Raw genomic sequence first — 18552 nt, 5'->3', positions numbered from 1 at the left:
TTTATGGCAGTATTTCTTTATTATCCGTTTCTTCAGAACATCGTAAACAGCTTTATGAAGATAAGAAATCTGGGTGGGGGAGCCAAGGGAGTCAACAATCCGTTTTACAAAAACTATGCAGAGTTGCTCACAGATCCGAACATGAGAGTAGCACTGAAAAATACGGTGATCATGATTTTTGTTACACTGTTCGGAGAAGTTGGGCTGGCAGTTATTCTTGCCATGCTGATAGACAATGTAAAAAGAGGGGCCAAATTTTTCCGCATTGTGTACTTTTTCCCAATTGTGGTTTCAGCTACTGCACTTGGTGTTCTTTTTAACCTGATCTTCCAGTATGACGGCGGAATGTTAAGCCAGCTGGTTGGAGAGAAGACCAACTGGAAGGAGCTTTACCCGTTGACAGTTATGATGACACCGGTTGTATGGCAGTATGTTGGATTTTATTTTATCATTCTGGTAACAGGGCTTAACAACATACCAGAGGAGCTTTATGAATCAGCAGCCATTGACGGAGCAACCAGATGGCAGAAAGTAAGATACATTTCCTGGCCTATGCTTCATAATGTAGTCTGTACCTGCGCCGTACTTGCAGTAACAGGAGCACTGAAGGTATTCGATCTTCCGTGGGTGATGTTCCCGAACGGGGCACCTCTTGGAAAGACCTGGCTTACAGGAACCTATATGTACTATAAGACCATGCAGGCACCAGACATTGATTACAGCTCGGCAATTGTATTTTTTATTGTAATTCTCGGTGTGATTTTATCAAAGGTTGTCAATAAGATCTTTAAAGAACGGGATTATTAAACCAGAAGGAGGAGCTTAAATGAAGAAAAATCATATTAGGAATGTGAATACATTCGTCATTTATATCGTTCTGATTTTCTGGGCGGTTACAACCATTTACCCGATTTTCTGGGTAATCTCAAACTCATTTAAAGATAAGAAGCAGATTATGTCGAATGCTTTTTCACTTCCGGTTGGAAAGCTGTTTACGACAGCCAATTACACAGATGCATTTTCCAAGATGAATATCCTGAATGCGTATAAAAACAGTATTATTATTTCGGGGTGTGTGGCAGCTGTGGTAATCCTGCTTGCTGGAATGGCGTCTTTTGCACTGGTAAGATACAGCTTTAAGGGCAGTAAACTTCTGTATAACATTGTAATTGCAGCAATGATGTTCCCGGTATTTTCCACGATCATTCTGACCTTAAGCCTTGTGGTAGAGAAAACTTATGTCAGTCAGTGGCATTTAAGTAAGCTTCTCAATAAACATGAGAATCGGAATTTTTCCGAGATATTGAATCAGATCCGTGTGGAGCATGCCAAGGAGCTTTTGAAGGAAATGTCACTTTGGATCGTAGATATTTCAGAAATGGTAGGATTTACAGACGTGGCTCATTTTTCCAGAGTGTTCAAAAAGCTGGAAGGGATTTCTGCAAATGAATTTCGCAATACAAAGCTTTAAAGACTATGAGTGTTTACCTGCAATATTCTGGGCGGTGTTTTAGTGCTTAATGGTCACGAATCTCTTGGATTTGTGGTACGGAAAGTGCTATTATAAGAGAGCGAGTAGTGGTTAAAAGTCTAAAAATTGTATGAAATCATCCCATGCTTGGTTGACAAGTCTGCCATACTCTGTAATAATAATGGAGAACAAAAAGTGGACATTTGATTCCGTTTTGTGGGAGGAATATATATTATGAAGAAACGTTATGTGATTCTTGCAGCACTTCTGTTAGCTGCCATGGCAGCTGCCGGATGCGGTAAGAAAAAGGCTGATGATACAACCAAGGATGCACAGGTAACTGTAGCACCTGCGGAGAATACAGACGCAGCTTCTGCTGACTCTGGAACACTTGTGGATATGCAGAAGTCTGACGAGGAAAACATTAAGAATGTAATTGGTGATAAGACCGATACAGCTTCCAAACTGATCATTGTAAATGGAACAGGCTCTTCAATCAAGGGGCTTTATGTACGCCCGACTACAGATGATGACGATGACTGGGGCACAGAACTGATCAACGGGTTGTTTACCCTTGCAGACGGTGATAAGGCGCTGTACTATTATGATGGAAGTGCGAAGGATGCTGATGGGAATGCGGTGACAAGCTATGACATCCGTATCGTATATGAGGATGAGGATCTTACAGACTGTTATTTCCGTAAGCTTCCGCTGACAATGATCACACAGATTACCTTGCGTATGGATGGAACCGGTGATGATGCGATTCCGTATGCTACTTATCTTACTGGAAGCAGTAAGAAAGAGACTTCTACATTGAGTGAAGTCAAGGCACGTCTTGGTCTGGATGACAGTGAAGGTGACTCAGAATCTGAGGATGATGAGAGCGATGTTACCCCGACACCAGAACCAGCAGATCCGACAACTGCTCCATCCGATGATCCAAGCCCTACACAGGCGCCATCTGACAATAATAATGGCAATGGAAGCACAGATACCGATCCAGATGATGCCAGTGCAGATATAGCCAAGAAGTATATCGGCCAGCCACTTAGCAGTCTGACAGCTGCTCTTGGAGAGGCTAATGGAAGTGATTATGAGAATGAGCCAGAGACTGGCGAGACCGGATATCACTATTATGATACATTTACTGTTTCAACTACCGTAGATGAGAGTGGTAATGAGGTTGTTGCAGGAGTATGGTAAACCGGTCATAATTGACACCGGATATTATGAATAAAAATAAGGCAGGACAAAAGAATGGAAATGAAAAGAGTATTATTAAAATTAAGCGGAGAGGCACTTGCAGGCCCGAAGAAGACAGGGTTTGATGAGGCGACTGTTCTTGCAGTAGCGAAGCAGATCAAGGCAATTTCGGACGAAGGCGTGCAGATCGGTATCGTGATCGGTGGGGGAAACTTCTGGCGAGGACGTACCAGTGAGACCATTGACCGCAATAAGGCTGACCAGATCGGTATGCTTGCAACGATCATGAACTGCATTTATGTTTCTGATCTTTGCAGGTACACAGGCATGAAGACTGAGATCTATACTCCTTTTGCATGTGGCGCATTTACGAAGCTGTATTCCAAGGATAGCGTAGAAGAGAGCTTTGCCCAGGGTAAGCTGGTATTTTTTGCAGGTGGTACGGGACATCCGTATTTCTCTACAGATACAGCTACTGTTCTTCGTGCTGTTGAGATCGAGGCTGATGCCATCCTTCTTGCCAAGGCTGTTGATGGCATTTACGACAGTGACCCGAAGGTGAATCCAAACGCTGTGAAATATGATGAGATTTCCATTCAGGAAGTAGTTGATAAGAAGCTTGCTGCCATGGATCTTACTGCTTCTATTATGTGTCTGGAGCAGAAAATGCCAATGATGGTATTTGCTCTTGATGAGGAGAACAGCATTATCAATACCGTTCACGGAAAATTCTCAGGAACGAAGGTTACTGTTTGATCACAGGAATGTAGCGAAAGCAGACATGTCCGTTTTGAACAGAATAATACTGCCTACCGGCAGAAAATTATAAAGAGGGAGACTAATTTTATGGATGAGAGAATTCAGAAGTATGAAGAGAAAATGAAAAAGACATTGGGGAGCTTAGAGGCTGAGCTTGCTACGATCCGTGCAGGACGTGCCAATCCGCATATTTTGGATAAGCTGACAGTTGATTATTACGGAAGCCCGACACCTCTTCAGCAGGTGGCGAATATTACAGTTCCAGAGGCACGTATGATCCAGATCCAGCCATGGGAATCCAGCCTGATCAAAGGAATTGAGAAAGCAATTCTTACTTCTGATCTTGGCCTGAATCCGAACAATGATGGTAAAGTGATCCGTCTTGTTTTCCCGGAGCTTACTGAGGAGCGCCGTAAGGATCTGGTTAAGGATGTTAAGAAAAAAGGTGAGGCTGCCAAGGTTGCAGTCCGCAATATCCGCCGCGATGCCAATGATGCCTATAAGAAGCTGAAAAAAGAAGAAGATGTATCTGAGGATGAAATCAAGGAGCTTGAAGATAAGGTTCAGAAGCTTACAGACAAATATATCAAAGATGTAGATGCAGCTGTAGAAGCAAAGGGCAAGGAGATTATGACTGTATAAGCGGCCTTTTTGTGTTGCTGTGAATAAGCTGGACAGTCAGTCTTTTATAAGGAAATAGCAAAAGAGCTCTTTACAAGAGCTCTTTTGTGCCTTATGGAAATACATAAAATGAGGGTAACTGCTCTGAACAATTACAAATAAGGGAAAATAAGGAGAATACTATGAACGTACCCAATCATATAGCGATCATTCTGGATGGTAACGGGCGCTGGGCCAAGGCGAAGGGGATGCCGCGTGGCTACGGCCATGTGAAGGGCTGTGCCAATCTGGAACAGGTCTGCTATGATATTAAGGACCTGGGAGTAAAATATCTGACAGTTTATGCCTTTTCCACAGAGAACTGGAAACGTTCCAGAGAAGAAGTGGATGGGCTTATGAAACTGTTCCGTAGTTATCTGAAGAAGTGCATCAAAATTTCCAGGGATAATAAGATGAAGATCAAGATCATTGGAGATATCTCTGCCTTTGCACCGGACATTCAGGAGAGCATTCGTGAGCTGGAAGAGTTTTCCAAGGATTATGACGAGCTGTATTTCCAGATTGCCATGAATTATGGAAGCCGTGACGAGATTACAAGGGGAATGCGAAGGATGGCTAAGGATGTGGCTGACGGAAAGGTTTCCCCGGAAGAGATTACAGAAGATACCATTGGCAGTTATCTGGATACAGCCGGAGTACCGGATCCGGATCTGCTGATCCGCACCAGCGGGGAGCAGCGGCTGTCCAATTTCCTGATGTGGCAGCTGGCCTACACAGAGTTTTATTTTACAGATGTGGCATGGCCGGATTTTCACAAGGCAGAATTAGTACAGGCTATTGAGAAATATAATCAAAGAGACAGAAGATATGGCGGGGTGAAGGAGGAGTAAGATGTTTAAGACACGTCTTTTAAGCGGCATTGTGCTGGTGGCAGTAGCACTTCTGACAATCATCAGTGGAGGTTATGTACTGTTTTTTACATTACTTGGAATCTCTCTGATCGGAATGCAGGAACTGTATAAAGCCATGAAAGTAAGAGAAGACCAGTTTAATGCCCTGGAAATTGCAGGATATCTTGGCGCAGTGATTTATTATATACTGATGGCCATTGATTTTGAAGAATATGGAATGATGGGCGTGATCATTGCGTTCATGATTTTTATGTTTGTTTATGTGTTTACTTATCCGCGCTTTAAGGCAGAGCAGGTAATGCCAGCGTTTTTCGGTATGGTATATGTGGCAGTGATGCTGTCCTTTATCTATCTTACCAGAAATCTCCCGGACGGAAAATTCCTGGTATGGCTGATCTTCCTTTGTTCCTGGGGCTGCGATACCTGCGCCTACTGTGTGGGAATGCTAATCGGGAAGCATAAGATGGCGCCTGTACTTAGCCCGAAGAAATCCGTGGAGGGTGGAATTGGCGGAGTTATCGGAGCTGCCCTTCTTGGCGTGATCTACGCAGCCGCGACAAAAGGACCTATGGCAGAGTATGCGTTGATTTGTGGAGTTGGAGCACTGATTTCCATGGTCGGGGATCTGGCTGCTTCTGCAATTAAGAGAAACCAGGGGATTAAGGATTACGGCAAGCTGATTCCGGGACATGGTGGAATTCTGGATCGATTTGACAGTGTGATCTTTACCGCACCGGCTATTTATTTTCTTGCGAAAATCGTGCTTGGAATCTGGTAAATGAAAGGAAATATATATGAAAAAAATAGCAATTTTAGGTTCTACCGGTTCTATCGGTACACAGACTCTGGATGTGGTAAGAGCCAATGGTGATATCCAGGTGCTGGGAATCAGTGCCGGAAGAAATGTCAGACTGCTGGAAAAGCAGGCAAGAGAATTTCATCCTCAGCTGATCGCAGTATGGGAGGAAGAAGCTGCAAAGGATCTGGCTGTCCGCCTTCAGGATATGGATGTGAAGATCGTATCTGGTATGGATGGGTTATTAGAGCTTGCACGTATGCCGCAGACAGACATTCTGGTTACAGCTGTTGTGGGTATGATCGGGATCCGTCCTACCATGGAGGGAATCAGGGCTGGTAAGGATATTGCTCTTGCAAATAAAGAAACTCTGGTAACAGCAGGTCATCTGATTATTCCTATGGCGAAAGAGTATGGTGTGCAGATCCTTCCGGTAGACAGCGAACACAGCGCTATTTTCCAGGCTCTTCACGGCGAAAAACGGGCACAGGTAGAGAAGCTTCTGATCACAGCTTCCGGTGGTCCATTCAGGGGTAAGAAAAGAGAGGAACTAAAGCATGTCACTCTTGCGGATACTCTGAAACATCCGAACTGGGTAATGGGACAGAAGATTACGGTAGACTCCGCTACACTGGTAAACAAAGGCCTGGAGGTTATGGAGGCAAAATGGCTGTTTGATGTGGATCTGGATCATATTCAGGTGGTGGTCCAGCCGAAAAGCATTATTCATTCCATGGTGGAATTCAAGGATGGTGCTGTTATGGCACAGCTTGGAACTCCGGATATGCGTCTTCCTATCCAGTATGCTCTCTACTATCCGGAACGCAGATATCTGGACGGAGAAAGGCTGGATTTCCATCAGTTGAAAGAGATTACCTTCGAGGATCCGGATATGGATACTTTCCTGGGACTTCCTATGGCGATGGAAGCTGCCAGGAAGGGCGGCAGTATGCCTACTGTATTTAACGCAGCGAATGAGCTCGCTGTTAAAAAGTTTTTGCAGGAAAAAATTGGATTCCTGGATATTTATGACATTATTGCACAGTCTATGGAGAGACATAAAGTGGTTGCCAATCCAGACCTGGAGGAGATACTGGCTGTAGAAGACGAGACTTATAAATGGATTGAAAGCAGGTGGTAGGTTGAAGATCATTCTGGCAATTTTAATTTTTAGTGCGATCATTCTTTTTCACGAACTAGGACACTTTTTGCTGGCGAAAAAAAGCAAGATCGTGGTAAACGAGTTTTCCCTTGGTATGGGACCAAGAATCTTAAGTACTGTAAAAAATGGCACCAGGTATTCCCTGAAGCTTTTGCCTCTTGGCGGATCCTGCGCCATGATGGGGGAAGATATGGAGGATGAAGCACCAGGAACCTTCAATGGTGCGCCAATCTTGGGAAGAATTGCTACGGTGGCAGCAGGACCTGTTTTTAACTTTATCCTGGCATTTGTACTGACTGTGATCATTGTTTCGCTGGTCGGATACGATCCTGCTGAGGTTACAAGCGTAGGAAGTGGTTCTACAGTGGCTGAGGCGGGGCTTAAAGAAGGCGATATTATCAAAGAATACCAGGGTTATCATATCGATCTGGCAAGAGATTTATATTTGTATATGTATTTGAACAGTCTTCAGGAAGATGAGACTGTCAATATGACGGTTGAACGTGACGGTAAAGATATTGAATTGTCATTTAAACCGGATGTACAGGTGAGATATCTTCTTGGCTTTAACCGGAAAGATACAGAATCTCTGGAGGTGGAGTCTCTGATTCCTGGAATGGGATTGTCTGAGACAGGTGTTGAGCCGGGGGATGTGATTACGTCCATTAATGGCACAAAGCTGGAAAATGCAGATGATTATAATGCTTATCTTGCAGAACATCCGCTTACGGGAGAGACGGTTACCGTTACCTATGAGCGCAATGGGCTGGAATATACTACAGATGTGACACCGAAAGAATACCGGACTCCGGTACTGGATTTCTCCTATAACCTGGCATATACCAAGGCAAAGGGATTTGGAGTACTGAAATATGGAGTTCTGGAAGTGAAATATCTGATCCGGTCTACCTTGCTTAGTCTGAAAGAACTTCTTACAGGTGGACTTGGAATGAAGGATTTGAGTGGTCCGGTGGGCGTGGTAGATGCAATTGGCAGCACTTATGAAGAAAGTAAGAGTGAAGGTATGCTGGCAATCTGGGTAAATATGCTCTATATGGCGGCTCTTTTGTCTGCAAATCTTGGAGTTATGAACCTGCTTCCTCTGCCTGCGCTGGATGGCGGACGCCTTGTATTTCTGATCATTGAGGCAATCCGCAGGAAGCCGGTGAACAGACAGGTAGAAGGTATGATTCATTTCGCTGGTCTGATGGTGCTTATGCTATTAATGGTAGTGGTAATGTATAATGATATTTTGAAGATTTTTTAGGCATAAAGGTCAATTGAAAAACGAAGGAACTGCAAAAAGAGACTGTGCAAATTAATATGCATGGTCTTTTTTTATGTAATAGGAAATTCCGTTGGAATCTCCTATTACATAAAAAGCCCTGCCGGGCAGGATCCAGAAGCGGCAGAGAGGCAGATTCACGGATTTGTGTAAAAGAAGAAACATAAAGCACATAGTAATAAAAACTATATAACGGCGTAAATAAAAACAAAAAATATTGACATCAAAACAAGAATACTTTATACTAAAATAGTTTTAAAATAAAACTAAATTAACATATGGAGGAATTTGTTTTGGATAGAGTGAATAAAAACTGTTTAAAAAGTCTGAAGATTGGTGATATGGTGGCAGAGCTTCCTATTATTCAAGGCGGAATGGGAGTGGGAATCAGTAGAAGTTCTCTTGCAGGAGCTGTGGCGGCAGAAGGGGGAGTGGGAATCATTTCCACAGCTCAGATCGGATACGATGAAGAAGGGTTCGAGAAAGACCAGGCAGGATGTAACTTAAGAGCGATCAGGAAACATATTTTAAAAGCCAGGGAGATTGCCCATGGAAGAGGATTGATCGGCGTGAATATCATGGTTGCGCTGAAGCATTATAAAGAACATGTTAAGGAAGCTGTTGCATGTGGTGCAGATTTGATCATCAGTGGTGCTGGGCTGCCTATGGAATTGCCGCAGCTGGTGCCAGAGGTATGCCGGACTAAGATTGCCCCTATTGTTTCATCGAAAAGAGCTGCCAATCTGATCCTGAAAATGTGGGCACACCGCTATAAACGGACGGCGGATCTTATTGTAATTGAAGGCCCGGAAGCAGGTGGACATCTGGGATTTTCAAATGAGCAGCTGGAACATATGGAAAATTTGGATTTTGATCAGGAAATCCGGGATATTATTTCCTGTAAAAAAGAATATGAAAAGAAGTTTGGAAAAAAGATTCCGGTAGTAGTAGCTGGCGGGATTTTTGACCGTAAGGATATCGACCATGTGATGGAACTTGGAGCAGATGGTGTGCAGATCGCAAGCAGGTTTGTAGCAACAAAGGAATGTGATGCTGCAGAGGAATATAAGCAGGCATATGTGAATGCCAAAGCAGAAGAAATCCAGATTATCCAAAGCCCTGTGGGGATGCCTGGAAGAGCGCTTAGAAATGGTTTTGTCAGGACTGTGGAGAATGGAAAGATTCCAGTGAAGAAATGTTATAATTGCCTGGAAAAATGCAATCCTGCCACGGTTCCGTACTGTATTACGAAGGCTCTGATGGATGCAGTAAAAGGGGATGTGGAAAATGGACTGATTTTCTGTGGGGCAAATGTGGGAAGAATTAAAGAAATTGTGACTGTAAAAGAGTTAATGGGGGAATTGGTGGGAAAATAGAAGGAGAGACAGAGTTGACGTAACTTTAAGAGCAGTGGCATGTCACGGATTTGTGACATGCCATATTTGTGGGAATGGACTACTTTGAAGTGGACGGTTTTATTGCAATTCCGCAATCCGTGTAACCCCTACATAGATTTCCTGAATCTTGTACCAGGTTGGATAATCTACGATTCCGGTTTCCGGGAGGCCGAAAATGTTCTGGAATTTTCGGACGGAAGTCTGAGTCTGGGCACCATAGATGCCATCCGGATTTACCTTTGGAAGAGCCGGATAAGCCTGGCTGATGGCATTTAACTGCTCCTGGAGCTGCAGCACTTTGTTTCCGGAAGCACCGATGTCAAGATCGTAACCTGGCCAGGAGGAAGGAATACCAGATACCTCTTCAGCTACGTTGATGTACATGTCATTTCCGTAAAAATACCGCAGAATCTCAATGGCAGAGTATCCCTGGTCGCCTAACCGTTTGCTTCCCCACTGTGTCATCCATCCCCGGTCACGGCACTGGACGCGTTCGCCGTCACAATACTGGGTAAGGATAGGCTGTCGGACATTAGGACGGGATAAATAGTTTTCGAAAAGTTCATCTACAATGCGGTCAATGGAGTCAAAAATGTTGCGGCCGCGGATCCATTTGTGGTCATAGGCGGTGGAAGAGGTGATGGTGTAGTCTTTGCCTTTGTTGCGATACCATTCAGTGTACACACGGTTTAATGTAAAAGACATAATCGCCAGCACGTTGGCACGGATGGTGTCGTCGGGCCAGGTTGCATAGATTTCACTGCTGGCGACATTTTTGATGTAATCCCGGTAGCGGACATAATAGTTGGAGGCAGAATTATCTCCAACCGGACCATCGTGGACCACAATATATTCTGGAATAACTACTTTGCTGAGAACAATTTCCCCAGTTTCGTTTATCGGTTTTATCTCAGCTTCCTGTATTTTTGGTGGATATTCATAAAAAAGGGTGTGAGGCGGGATGACAACCCTGTTGTCGGAGGCAGAGGTTTGCCTGGGGTTCAGAAGGACGGGCTGTTTGGCAAGTACTGCAGGCAGAACTTCAGTACCAGCTATTTCTTCCTGGTGGAAATCTTCGGCTTCGATCTGCATGGAGTATTCTGCATAAGGCTGCGCCTCCTCAGATGCATTGAGGCTGTATTCGAGAGGAGGGGTTTTCAGCTGAAGGACAGGAGTGTTTCCGGAGGAATCGGTACGGACCTCTTCGATCACACTGTCCGGATCTCCTGTATAAGAAATACGGACAAGTGCATTTTCTACTGGGCGGTTATCAGCTTCAGAACGCACGGTTATCTGCAAAGTTCCCTGATCAACGTTTTCCTGCTGTACATGTAAGTCTTTTTTATAATACATGGAGAACCTCGTAAAAACTCTTCTGAGTATTATATGCAGAAAATAAAATAGTGTGAATTCCTGTGCGCAAAATGAACCGTAACTGTTATGGAAAAATAATGAGTATAATTTTATAAAAGGGTGGTTTGTAGTAATAAAATTGTATTATAATTTATTAGAGCGTGTTTGAAAAAGGCTTTCTGCAAAATCTCCCGCAAAGTGGGGCGTGCAGATTGCAGGAATGATTTTGGGGGCAGGCTCTAGTGAAGAATCAGATTCAGTATGGATATAGAACGGATAAAAGAAGAGTTCTGAATAACAGTTCAAAAGTAAGGAAAAAGAAGAACTTTGAACAACAGTTCTGTAGAACAGACTGCAGAACTGTCCTGAGTGTGATTTTTCATATATAAAAAAGGAAAGGTACGAAAGAGGGAAAAGGATGAAACACTTAAGAAAACGGATCACAGGTTATTTTTTGACTCTTGTGCTGATTCTGGCAGGAGTTCTGTTTACAGGAAGTGAGAAGACAGTTCAGGCATCTGGTGGTGATATGGCGGTTCATTTCCTGGATGTGGGACAGGGATTGGCGATTCTTGTACAGTCAGATGGACAGAATCTGTTGTACGACGGAGGTCCCAGGACTGCTTCCAGCTATGTAGTTTCTTATTTACAGAATGAACAGGTATCGGAAATTGATTATCTGATTTCATCTCATTATGATGAAGATCATGTAAGTGGGCTGATCGGATGCCTGAATGCTTTTAAGGTAGACAACGTGATCGGAGCTGATTATGTCCACGATTCCAATTTATATGATTCTTTTATGGATAGTGTGGCCGCACAGGGTCTTGAGGTACAGCACCCGGCCGTTGGAACACAGTATGAGTTTGGAACTGGTGAATTTACGATTCTTTCCCCGAAAGAGATCAGTAAAGAAAGCAATGCCAATTCAGTGGCAATTAAGCTGACAAACGGGGAGAACAGTTTTATTTTTACCGGAGATGCAGATCATAACAGTGAAGCGGATATGGTGTCATCTGGAATTGATCTGGCTTGTGATGTATTAAGTGTTGGGCATCACGGATCTGCCACTGCTACAAGCTGGGATTTCCTTCAGGCTACAGTGCCGGAATTTGCAGTCATCAGCTGTGGTGCGGGAAATATGTATGGACATCCGGATGCGGATACTATGGAAAAGTTATCTGATATGGGAATCCAGGTGTACCGTACAGATAAGCAAGGGACAATCATAGCGCTGTCAGATGGAAGTTCTATTTCCTGGAATATGGAGCCTTGTAACGATTATACGTCTGGGGATGGCAGTGGCTCTGCACAGAGCTCTGGAGAAGCAGGATTTTCGTCTGAATCCGGGCAAAGCAGCGGCCAGGAAACAGAAGATTCTTCTGTAAATGCTTCTGAACCGGCTGGACAGAATGACAGCCAGGAAGAAATGGTATGGATCTCTGCTACCGGAAGCAAATACCATAGCATTCCGGACTGTGGAAACATGAATCCGGATAAAGCATATCAGGAGCCGGTTTCGCAGGCAGAAGCCCAGGGCTATGAGCCTTGTAAAAAATGTTTCTAAGTTTGCGGTTAAGCGGGTAAACAGATTTTTTTACAGATAATAAAAAGGGATGTTCGAAAAAATGGTGCATGAAAAATTTTAACTATATTTCGGATTATCCCTTTTTTATTTTGGCGAATTCTGTTATACTAAAGTGTATGCTTAAAAGAACGTAAACAATGCAAAATAAATTGGTGGTGTAAAATTAGTGAGTGAACAAAAAAGAGTTATTTTTACGAAGGAGGAACTGGCGGCCAAAGTGAAGGTTCCAGCAATTGTGGAACAGGATCTGAAGCGCATTATCAGTGACCGTCTGGAACAGTGCGGACTATATTACAGGGTTTTTTCCAGAATTAAGACAGCATCCTCCATGGCTCATAAATTTGCTCTGAAGGATTATGGTGCGGAGAATAAGAAGCTGCAGGATCTGGTGGGTGTCCGTATCAATTTGTATTTTGATGATGATGTTGAGATCTGTCAGAATATTGTAGAAAATACTTTCGATGTGATTGGCTGGTCTACCTCTGAGCGAAGCGAGGAAGAATTCAAGCCGACTAAGTTAAACGGAGTGTGCCGGCTTCCGGAATATCTGAAATCAGAGATTTCGCCGGAAACCTGGGATATGTATATTGATGACACCTTTGAAATACAGATTAAGACTATGTTTTTCGAAGGATGGCATGAGATCGAGCATGATATGCGTTATAAGGGAGAGGAGCTCTGGAAAAATTATAAGGGCTTTTCCCGGTATTTTAACAGTATCCTGGCGACACTGGAGCTTTGTGACAAGTCTATGGTTACCTTGTTCGAAGATCTTGGACATTCTCTTTATAAATCTGGCAGATGGAGTGATATGATCAAGAGTCATTTCCGCCTGAAGCTGGGCGAGGGACAGCTTTACCCGGAGGTTGCCAAGCTGCTTGATGAGGACTGCGATCTGCAGGTGGAAAATCTGGCGAAGCGTATTTATAAGACCAGTAAGCAGACCTTGGTTGACCAGCTGCTCCACCGGAGCCGTAAGGTGCCGATCAATGTAAATACGATCATTGCTCTTCTGAATGACAGCCAGTTCCATGACAGCCGTCTGACGGCGATTTTTAAGGAACGGGATGTATATAATGATGGCCGTGAGGAGAGCCTTGGAGAATCCTGGCACTATGAGATGAAGCCGCTTATCAGGAATAATGTATTCCAGATGTGTACGAAGGTGGATGGAAGCCGGTTGAAAGATGACAGGCCGGCTTCTGCTACGGAGATTTTTCATCAGGCAGCAGATAGTATTTACAGCTGGATAGTTGGCAAATATGGCGGATTATTTAAGAAAATGCCGCAGAAGACCAGTACTTACCATGGCGATATCCTGGCATATCACGTGGCTGTAAATTATGATCCGGATAACCGGCGCCTGAATATGCATGTAAGGCATATGGATATGGAGGTTGGCGGGCGGATCTGGTATTCCGAGGCCGGACTGGAGGTCTCCCGTCAGGAGGAAGTGATCCTGAAGGTCTGCAACGGATATGCCCAGCCAGAGAGGGAACACACGATCCAGGATCCTGGAGTTACTTTCTTCAGTTATCCCGGTTATTATAAGACGATCGTTGATAATATCGGAATTGTAAATGGAATCGAATGCTCCAACAGAAGAAGGATTTTGCGGGAAGATATGTTTGGAAATCTGCTGGCTGCGCTGAAAGACAGCGGCAGGTTATTCCCGGTTGTAGTAATCGTTTCAAGGGAGACTTCGGATGGAATGATGGATGAAGAATGGCTTGGACAGTTCCGCGTATCGGATTTTACAAGAACTGTATGGCGGTATGCCCATGTGTTCACAGCCCATGAGAGTGTGGGAAAGAAGTTCCTGAAGCTTGCTGGGATTGATCTGCGGCAGATCGATGACATTCCAAGACTTTATATTTTCTGGCCAGGTGGGGATGTGGATGATTACGGCCCGGAGGATGTGACCAACTGTAGTTTTGGACGTCATCTGGAGGCCAGAGGCGATGCCCGTACTTATGATATTGTCCGTGGAGGACAGGCATTCTATCATAAGATCGTCACTGATTTAAGAGAGTGGAATATTTCAGCAGATATGTGGGAAGGCTTTAAGCTGGAGACGGTGACTGAATTGCCGAAATGATGCATGCTGCAGGTTGTGGAGAGAGCCGTAACACGCCACCATGTATGTGGAATACAACCGATAGAATACAATCGACAGAAAAAAGAAAATTGACAAATATTCCAGAGTGACATATAATGTATTTAACAAGAGAACCGTTGGTCAGTGCACACCTGACCGCCGGATAAAGTAAATACTTAAAAATAGCGCCTTACTGTATCAGAGCAGGGGCGCTATTTTTTATGCAAAAAAGCAATAACAAGAGTTATGACTGCACAAAGCATAATTACAAAAGTAAATAAATCACTGTATGTAACCATCAGCACCAGCCTCCTTTCACGAAAAGTGTCCGGCGGCTGACATAACACCCCAACAGTTCCATGGGTAAATATATTGTATTATTTAAAGAGCAAGGGAAAATATGTGAAAAAAGAAAATAGAGATAAATAAAAAATGCGGAAGATGGGACTTGAACCCACACGAGCGCAATGCTCACAAGATCCTTAGTCTTGCTCGTCTGCCAGTTCCGACACTTCCGCATATCGCATTTCACAGAGATAAAATCTCTTCGCGATCAGATATTAAATTGTAACTACATGTAAGTAGTACATGCGGAAGATGGGACTTGAACCCACACAAGCGCAATGCTTACAAGATCCTTAGTCTTGCTCGTCTGCCAGTTCCGACACTTCCGCATACCGCATTTCACAGAGATGAAATCTCTTCGCGATAAAATATGAAATTGTGACTATTAGATAGTCATGCGGAAGATGGGACTTGAACCCACACGAGCGCAATGCTCACAAGATCCTTAGTCTTGCTCGTCTGCCAGTTCCGACACTTCCGCATATCGCGTTTCATGGAGAAATGTTACTCTCTCGCTGCGACGGATATTAGTATAACAAAGGGGTATGGGATTGTCAACAGATTTTTTGAAAAAAATTAAAAATTTTCAAGTTTTTTTTGAAAAAAAGAGGAATTTGAAATTTTGTGTAGAATATAATTAATAGGAGGAAGATTATCAGCGCACCTGTCAGTCTTTGGAGGATAATAGATTTATGAATATCAGAGAGAGCATGGAAGAAAGAGAACTGCAGCTGCTAAGTCCCTATGCAGCATACAGCGGACGTTCCCGTGGAAGAGACCGTGAGGAAGAAGAATGTGATGTCCGGACTGTCTATCAGCGGGATCGTGACAGGATCCTGCACAGCAAGGCATTCCGCCGAATGAAGGATAAGACGCAGGTATTTCTGGCACCAGAGGGAGATCATTACCGGAACCGGCTGACCCATACCCTGGAGGTATCCCAGATTGCCAGAACTATAGCGAAAGCCCTGCAGCTGAATGAAGATCTGGTGGAAGCCATTGCCCTTGGACATGATCTGGGCCATACACCTTTCGGACATTCCGGGGAGTCTGCACTTGATAAAGTACATCCTGGAGGCTTCGCCCACTATCAGCAGAGCGTACGAGTGGTAGAAGTCCTGGAGAAGAATGGCGATGGCTTGAATCTTACCTGGGAGACAAGAGATGGCATACTGAACCACCGTACCAGCGGAAGTCCGTCTACCCTTGAGGGGCAGGTAGTTCGTTTTTCAGATAAGATTGCTTATGTACATCATGATATGGACGATGCCCAGCGTGCAGGAATTATCACAGAGAATGATATTTCAGCCAGCCTGCGGGATTTTCTCGGGCAGACCACAAGGGAGAGGCTGAATCTGTTTGTACATGATATTATAGAAAACAGCCTGGATAAGCCTTCAATTCAGATGTCCACTCCTGTAGAACAGGCACTTATGGATCTTCGGGCGGAGATGTTCCAGAAAGTATATCTGAATCCCATCGCGAAAAAAGAAGAATCCAAGGCTGTTAAAATGCTGACAGAATTATATGCGTATTACATAGAGCACCCGGAAGCGATGTCGAAAGAGTACAGAGCTCTGATAGAAGAACGGGGCGTTCCAAAAGACCGGGCGGTATGTGACTGGCTGTCGGGAATGACAGACCAGTATTCCATGAAGAAATTTAAGGAGATTTTCATACCGAGAGCCTGGGAGGTATATTGAGATACCAGCAGCAATGATATAGAAACAAAAGGAGGATAAGCATGCGATATTCTGACGATATCATTGAAGAAGTGCGAATGAAAAATGATATTGTAGATGTGATATCCCAGTATGTAAGACTGACCAGAAGAGGAAGCTCCTATTTTGGTCTGTGTCCTTTTCATAATGAGAAAACTCCTTCTTTTTCCGTAACGCCGTCTAAGCAGATGTATTACTGTTTCGGCTGCGGGGCAGGAGGAAATGTATACAATTTTGTAATGCAGTATGAGAACTATTCTTTTGGGGAAGCATTATCACATCTGGCAGAACGCGCCGGTGTAGAACTTCCTAAGATTGAATATTCCAGGGAGGCAAGGGCGAAAGCGGAGAAGCGTGCGACCTTGCTTGAAATCAATAAAAAAGCGGCCCAGTATTTTTACTATCAGCTGCGCCGTGACAATGGGAAAACAGCTCACGACTATCTGACAGGCAGAGGACTCAGTGAGGAGACAATCAAGAAATTCGGTCTGGGATATTCGGATAAATACAGTGACGACCTGTATAAATATCTGAAGTCCCAGGATTATAGTGATGAGCTGCTGCGGGAATCCGGATTATTTAATGTGGATGAGCGGCAGGGCATGTATGACAAGTTCTGGAACCGTGTTATTTTTCCAATCATGGATGTGAATAACCGGGTGATCGGATTTGGCGGACGAGTGATGGGAGATGGCAAACCCAAGTATCTGAACTCACCGGAAACCCAGATCTTTGATAAGGGTCGTAACTTATACGGACTGAATATTGCAAGAACTACCAGGAAGAATTATCTGATTCTCTGTGAAGGCTATATGGATGTGATCTCCATGCACCAGGCTGGGTTTACCAATGCGGTAGCTTCCCTGGGAACGGCGCTTACATCAGGACATGCCAGTCTGGTAAAGCGCTATACACAGGAGGTGCTCCTTCTTTACGACAGTGATGAAGCTGGTGTGAAGGCAGCTCTTAGGGCAATTCCGATTCTCCGGGAGGCAGGGGTGAATTCCAGAGTGGTAAATCTGCAGCCCCACAAGGATCCGGATGAATTTATCAAGGCAGAAGGGGCACAGGCCTTTGAAGAAAGACTGGAAGGTGCGATGGACAGCTTTATGTTCCGTGTGAGCATTGCATCCAGGGAGTTTTCCATGGATGAGCCACAGGGACAGAATCGCTTCTTTGAACGCTGTGCCCAGTATCTGTTGGAATTATCGGACGAGCTGGAACGGAATCTATATATAGAAGCAATCGTGAAAGAATATAAACGATACGGTATCAGTGTGGAAGACCTTAGGAAGCGGGTAAATACCCTGGCTATGAAGGGAACCCCGGCAGAGAAGCGGATCCAGCCGAAGTCTGGGAATCCTGCAATGAAAAAGAGGGAGAGTGCAGGAGAGAAATCCCAGAAGCTGATGCTTACCTGGCTGGTAACCTATCCTGGGATTTTTGACACTGTGGAGAAGTATCTTTCTCCTTCTGATTTTGTGGTTCCTCTTTATAAAGAGGTTGCCCAGATGCTGTGGAAGCAGCAGGAAGAAGGAGATGTGAATCCGGCCAGACTTCTGAATGCTTTTATGGACAGCGAGGAACAAAAGGAAGTGGCTTCCTTGTTCAATGCGACCATTCACCTTGAGACAAAGGAAGAACAGCAAAGAGCGTTTTCCGATGCCCTGATCCGGATCAAGCAGGAGAGCCTGGAGGAAAAAAATAGAAACTGGGATCCTACAGATATGGGTGCTTTGCAGGAGCTTGTAAAAGCGAAGAAGGATCTGGAGGAGCTTGGGAGAAAAAGGCAGCAATTGCATATTTCTTTTGAATAAGGATAAAATATGTAACTGGCTA

At 44.3% G+C, this 18552-nt stretch carries 15 protein-coding genes, 3 tRNA genes and 1 pseudogene; 14 read left to right on the top strand and 5 right to left on the bottom strand.

Going from position 1 to position 18552, the window contains the following annotated elements:
• The first annotated feature begins 3 nt into the window (after positions 1–3).
• From ACTQWB_RS12855 to ACTQWB_RS12810, 10 genes are all read left to right on the top strand, one after another.
• Positions 4–807: a carbohydrate ABC transporter permease gene (locus ACTQWB_RS12855; protein WP_441502026.1), complete on the top strand. Its 804-nt coding sequence runs from the start codon at positions 4–6 to the stop codon at positions 805–807.
• A 19-nt stretch (positions 808–826) separates the two neighbouring features.
• The gene (locus ACTQWB_RS12850) at positions 827–1471 is read left to right on the top strand and encodes a helix-turn-helix domain-containing protein (protein ID WP_441501979.1); all 645 of its coding nucleotides are present in this window, start codon (positions 827–829) and stop codon (positions 1469–1471) included.
• 234 nt (positions 1472–1705) lie between these two features.
• Positions 1706–2677, top strand: a complete 972-nt coding sequence (locus ACTQWB_RS12845) for a hypothetical protein (protein WP_441501980.1) — start codon at positions 1706–1708, stop codon at positions 2675–2677.
• 60 nt (positions 2678–2737) lie between these two features.
• Positions 2738–3433 carry a UMP kinase gene (pyrH, locus tag ACTQWB_RS12840; RefSeq protein WP_441502027.1) on the top strand — a complete coding sequence of 232 codons (696 nt, stop codon included), beginning with the start codon at positions 2738–2740 and terminating at the stop codon, positions 3431–3433.
• Positions 3434–3523: 90 nt separating this feature from the next.
• Positions 3524–4078 (top strand): ribosome recycling factor, encoded by a 555-nt coding sequence (frr, locus tag ACTQWB_RS12835; protein ID WP_441501981.1) that lies wholly within the window; start codon positions 3524–3526, stop codon positions 4076–4078.
• Between the two features lie 137 nt (positions 4079–4215).
• On the top strand, positions 4216–4947 hold the full coding sequence (locus ACTQWB_RS12830) for an isoprenyl transferase (protein WP_441502028.1): 732 nt from the start codon (positions 4216–4218) through the stop codon (positions 4945–4947).
• Between the two features lies 1 nt (position 4948).
• The gene (locus ACTQWB_RS12825; protein WP_441501982.1) at positions 4949–5746 is read left to right on the top strand and encodes a phosphatidate cytidylyltransferase; all 798 of its coding nucleotides are present in this window, start codon (positions 4949–4951) and stop codon (positions 5744–5746) included.
• 16 nt (positions 5747–5762) lie between these two features.
• A complete protein-coding gene (dxr, locus tag ACTQWB_RS12820) occupies positions 5763–6905 on the top strand; it encodes a 1-deoxy-D-xylulose-5-phosphate reductoisomerase (RefSeq protein ID WP_441501983.1) in 1143 nt (380 codons plus the stop codon).
• A gap of 1 nt (position 6906) precedes the next feature.
• Positions 6907–8193: an RIP metalloprotease RseP gene (gene rseP / locus ACTQWB_RS12815; protein ID WP_441501984.1), complete on the top strand. Its 1287-nt coding sequence runs from the start codon at positions 6907–6909 to the stop codon at positions 8191–8193.
• 359 nt (positions 8194–8552) lie between these two features.
• The gene (locus ACTQWB_RS12810; RefSeq protein ID WP_441502029.1) at positions 8553–9587 is read left to right on the top strand and encodes an NAD(P)H-dependent flavin oxidoreductase; all 1035 of its coding nucleotides are present in this window, start codon (positions 8553–8555) and stop codon (positions 9585–9587) included.
• 99 nt (positions 9588–9686) lie between these two features.
• Here the strand turns inward: ACTQWB_RS12810 and ACTQWB_RS12805 are convergent, their stop codons facing one another.
• Positions 9687–10961 (bottom strand): peptidoglycan-binding protein, encoded by a 1275-nt coding sequence (locus ACTQWB_RS12805; RefSeq protein ID WP_441501985.1) that lies wholly within the window; start codon positions 10959–10961, stop codon positions 9687–9689.
• 154 nt (positions 10962–11115) lie between these two features.
• Positions 11116–11187: pseudogene (locus ACTQWB_RS12800) on the bottom strand (DUF6783 domain-containing protein); the annotation flags it as partial.
• A 192-nt stretch (positions 11188–11379) separates the two neighbouring features.
• Here ACTQWB_RS12800 and ACTQWB_RS12795 point away from each other — a divergent pair.
• Both ACTQWB_RS12795 and ACTQWB_RS12790 read left to right on the top strand, forming a co-directional pair.
• Positions 11380–12528: a ComEC/Rec2 family competence protein gene (locus ACTQWB_RS12795; protein WP_441501986.1), complete on the top strand. Its 1149-nt coding sequence runs from the start codon at positions 11380–11382 to the stop codon at positions 12526–12528.
• Between the two features lie 187 nt (positions 12529–12715).
• A complete protein-coding gene (locus ACTQWB_RS12790) occupies positions 12716–14647 on the top strand; it encodes a hypothetical protein (RefSeq protein ID WP_441501987.1) in 1932 nt (643 codons plus the stop codon).
• A gap of 433 nt (positions 14648–15080) precedes the next feature.
• Here the strand turns inward: ACTQWB_RS12790 and ACTQWB_RS12785 are convergent.
• From ACTQWB_RS12785 to ACTQWB_RS12775, 3 genes are all read right to left on the bottom strand, one after another.
• Positions 15081–15165: transfer RNA gene (locus ACTQWB_RS12785), tRNA-Leu, on the bottom strand.
• Positions 15166–15236: 71 nt separating this feature from the next.
• Positions 15237–15321, bottom strand: a tRNA-Leu gene (locus ACTQWB_RS12780).
• A gap of 67 nt (positions 15322–15388) precedes the next feature.
• Positions 15389–15473, bottom strand: a tRNA-Leu gene (locus ACTQWB_RS12775).
• A 211-nt stretch (positions 15474–15684) separates the two neighbouring features.
• Here ACTQWB_RS12775 and ACTQWB_RS12770 point away from each other — a divergent pair.
• Together ACTQWB_RS12770 and dnaG are read left to right on the top strand one after the other, a co-directional pair.
• Complete coding sequence (locus tag ACTQWB_RS12770) at positions 15685–16695, top strand: deoxyguanosinetriphosphate triphosphohydrolase (RefSeq protein WP_441501988.1); 1011 nt, start codon at positions 15685–15687, stop codon at positions 16693–16695.
• A gap of 41 nt (positions 16696–16736) precedes the next feature.
• Positions 16737–18530, top strand: a complete 1794-nt coding sequence (gene dnaG / locus ACTQWB_RS12765) for a DNA primase (RefSeq protein ID WP_441501989.1) — start codon at positions 16737–16739, stop codon at positions 18528–18530.
• The last annotated feature ends 22 nt before the right edge of the window (positions 18531–18552 follow it).

The organism is Blautia sp. HCP3S3_H10_2 (genome assembly GCF_052122375.1).
GTDB lineage: Bacteria > Bacillota > Clostridia > Lachnospirales > Lachnospiraceae > Blautia_A.
The sequence above is the reverse complement of the archived record's forward strand: the minus strand, read 5'-3'. Positions and strand labels throughout refer to the sequence as shown.

Coding starts and splice junctions, on each gene's coding strand:
- ACTQWB_RS12825 (WP_441501982.1), top strand. CDS start 4,949: ATGTTTAAGACACGTCTTTTAAGCGGCATTGTGCTGGTGGCAGTAGCA.
- ACTQWB_RS12855 (WP_441502026.1), top strand. CDS start 4: ATGGCAGTATTTCTTTATTATCCGTTTCTTCAGAACATCGTAAACAGC.
- pyrH (WP_441502027.1), top strand. CDS start 2,738: ATGAAAAGAGTATTATTAAAATTAAGCGGAGAGGCACTTGCAGGCCCG.
- dxr (WP_441501983.1), top strand. CDS start 5,763: ATGAAAAAAATAGCAATTTTAGGTTCTACCGGTTCTATCGGTACACAG.
- ACTQWB_RS12810 (WP_441502029.1), top strand. CDS start 8,553: ATGGTGGCAGAGCTTCCTATTATTCAAGGCGGAATGGGAGTGGGAATC.
- ACTQWB_RS12805 (WP_441501985.1), bottom strand. CDS start 10,961: ATGTATTATAAAAAAGACTTACATGTACAGCAGGAAAACGTTGATCAG.
- dnaG (WP_441501989.1), top strand. CDS start 16,737: ATGCGATATTCTGACGATATCATTGAAGAAGTGCGAATGAAAAATGAT.
- ACTQWB_RS12770 (WP_441501988.1), top strand. CDS start 15,685: ATGAATATCAGAGAGAGCATGGAAGAAAGAGAACTGCAGCTGCTAAGT.
- ACTQWB_RS12795 (WP_441501986.1), top strand. CDS start 11,380: ATGAAACACTTAAGAAAACGGATCACAGGTTATTTTTTGACTCTTGTG.
- ACTQWB_RS12845 (WP_441501980.1), top strand. CDS start 1,706: ATGAAGAAACGTTATGTGATTCTTGCAGCACTTCTGTTAGCTGCCATG.
- ACTQWB_RS12850 (WP_441501979.1), top strand. CDS start 827: ATGAAGAAAAATCATATTAGGAATGTGAATACATTCGTCATTTATATC.
- frr (WP_441501981.1), top strand. CDS start 3,524: ATGGATGAGAGAATTCAGAAGTATGAAGAGAAAATGAAAAAGACATTG.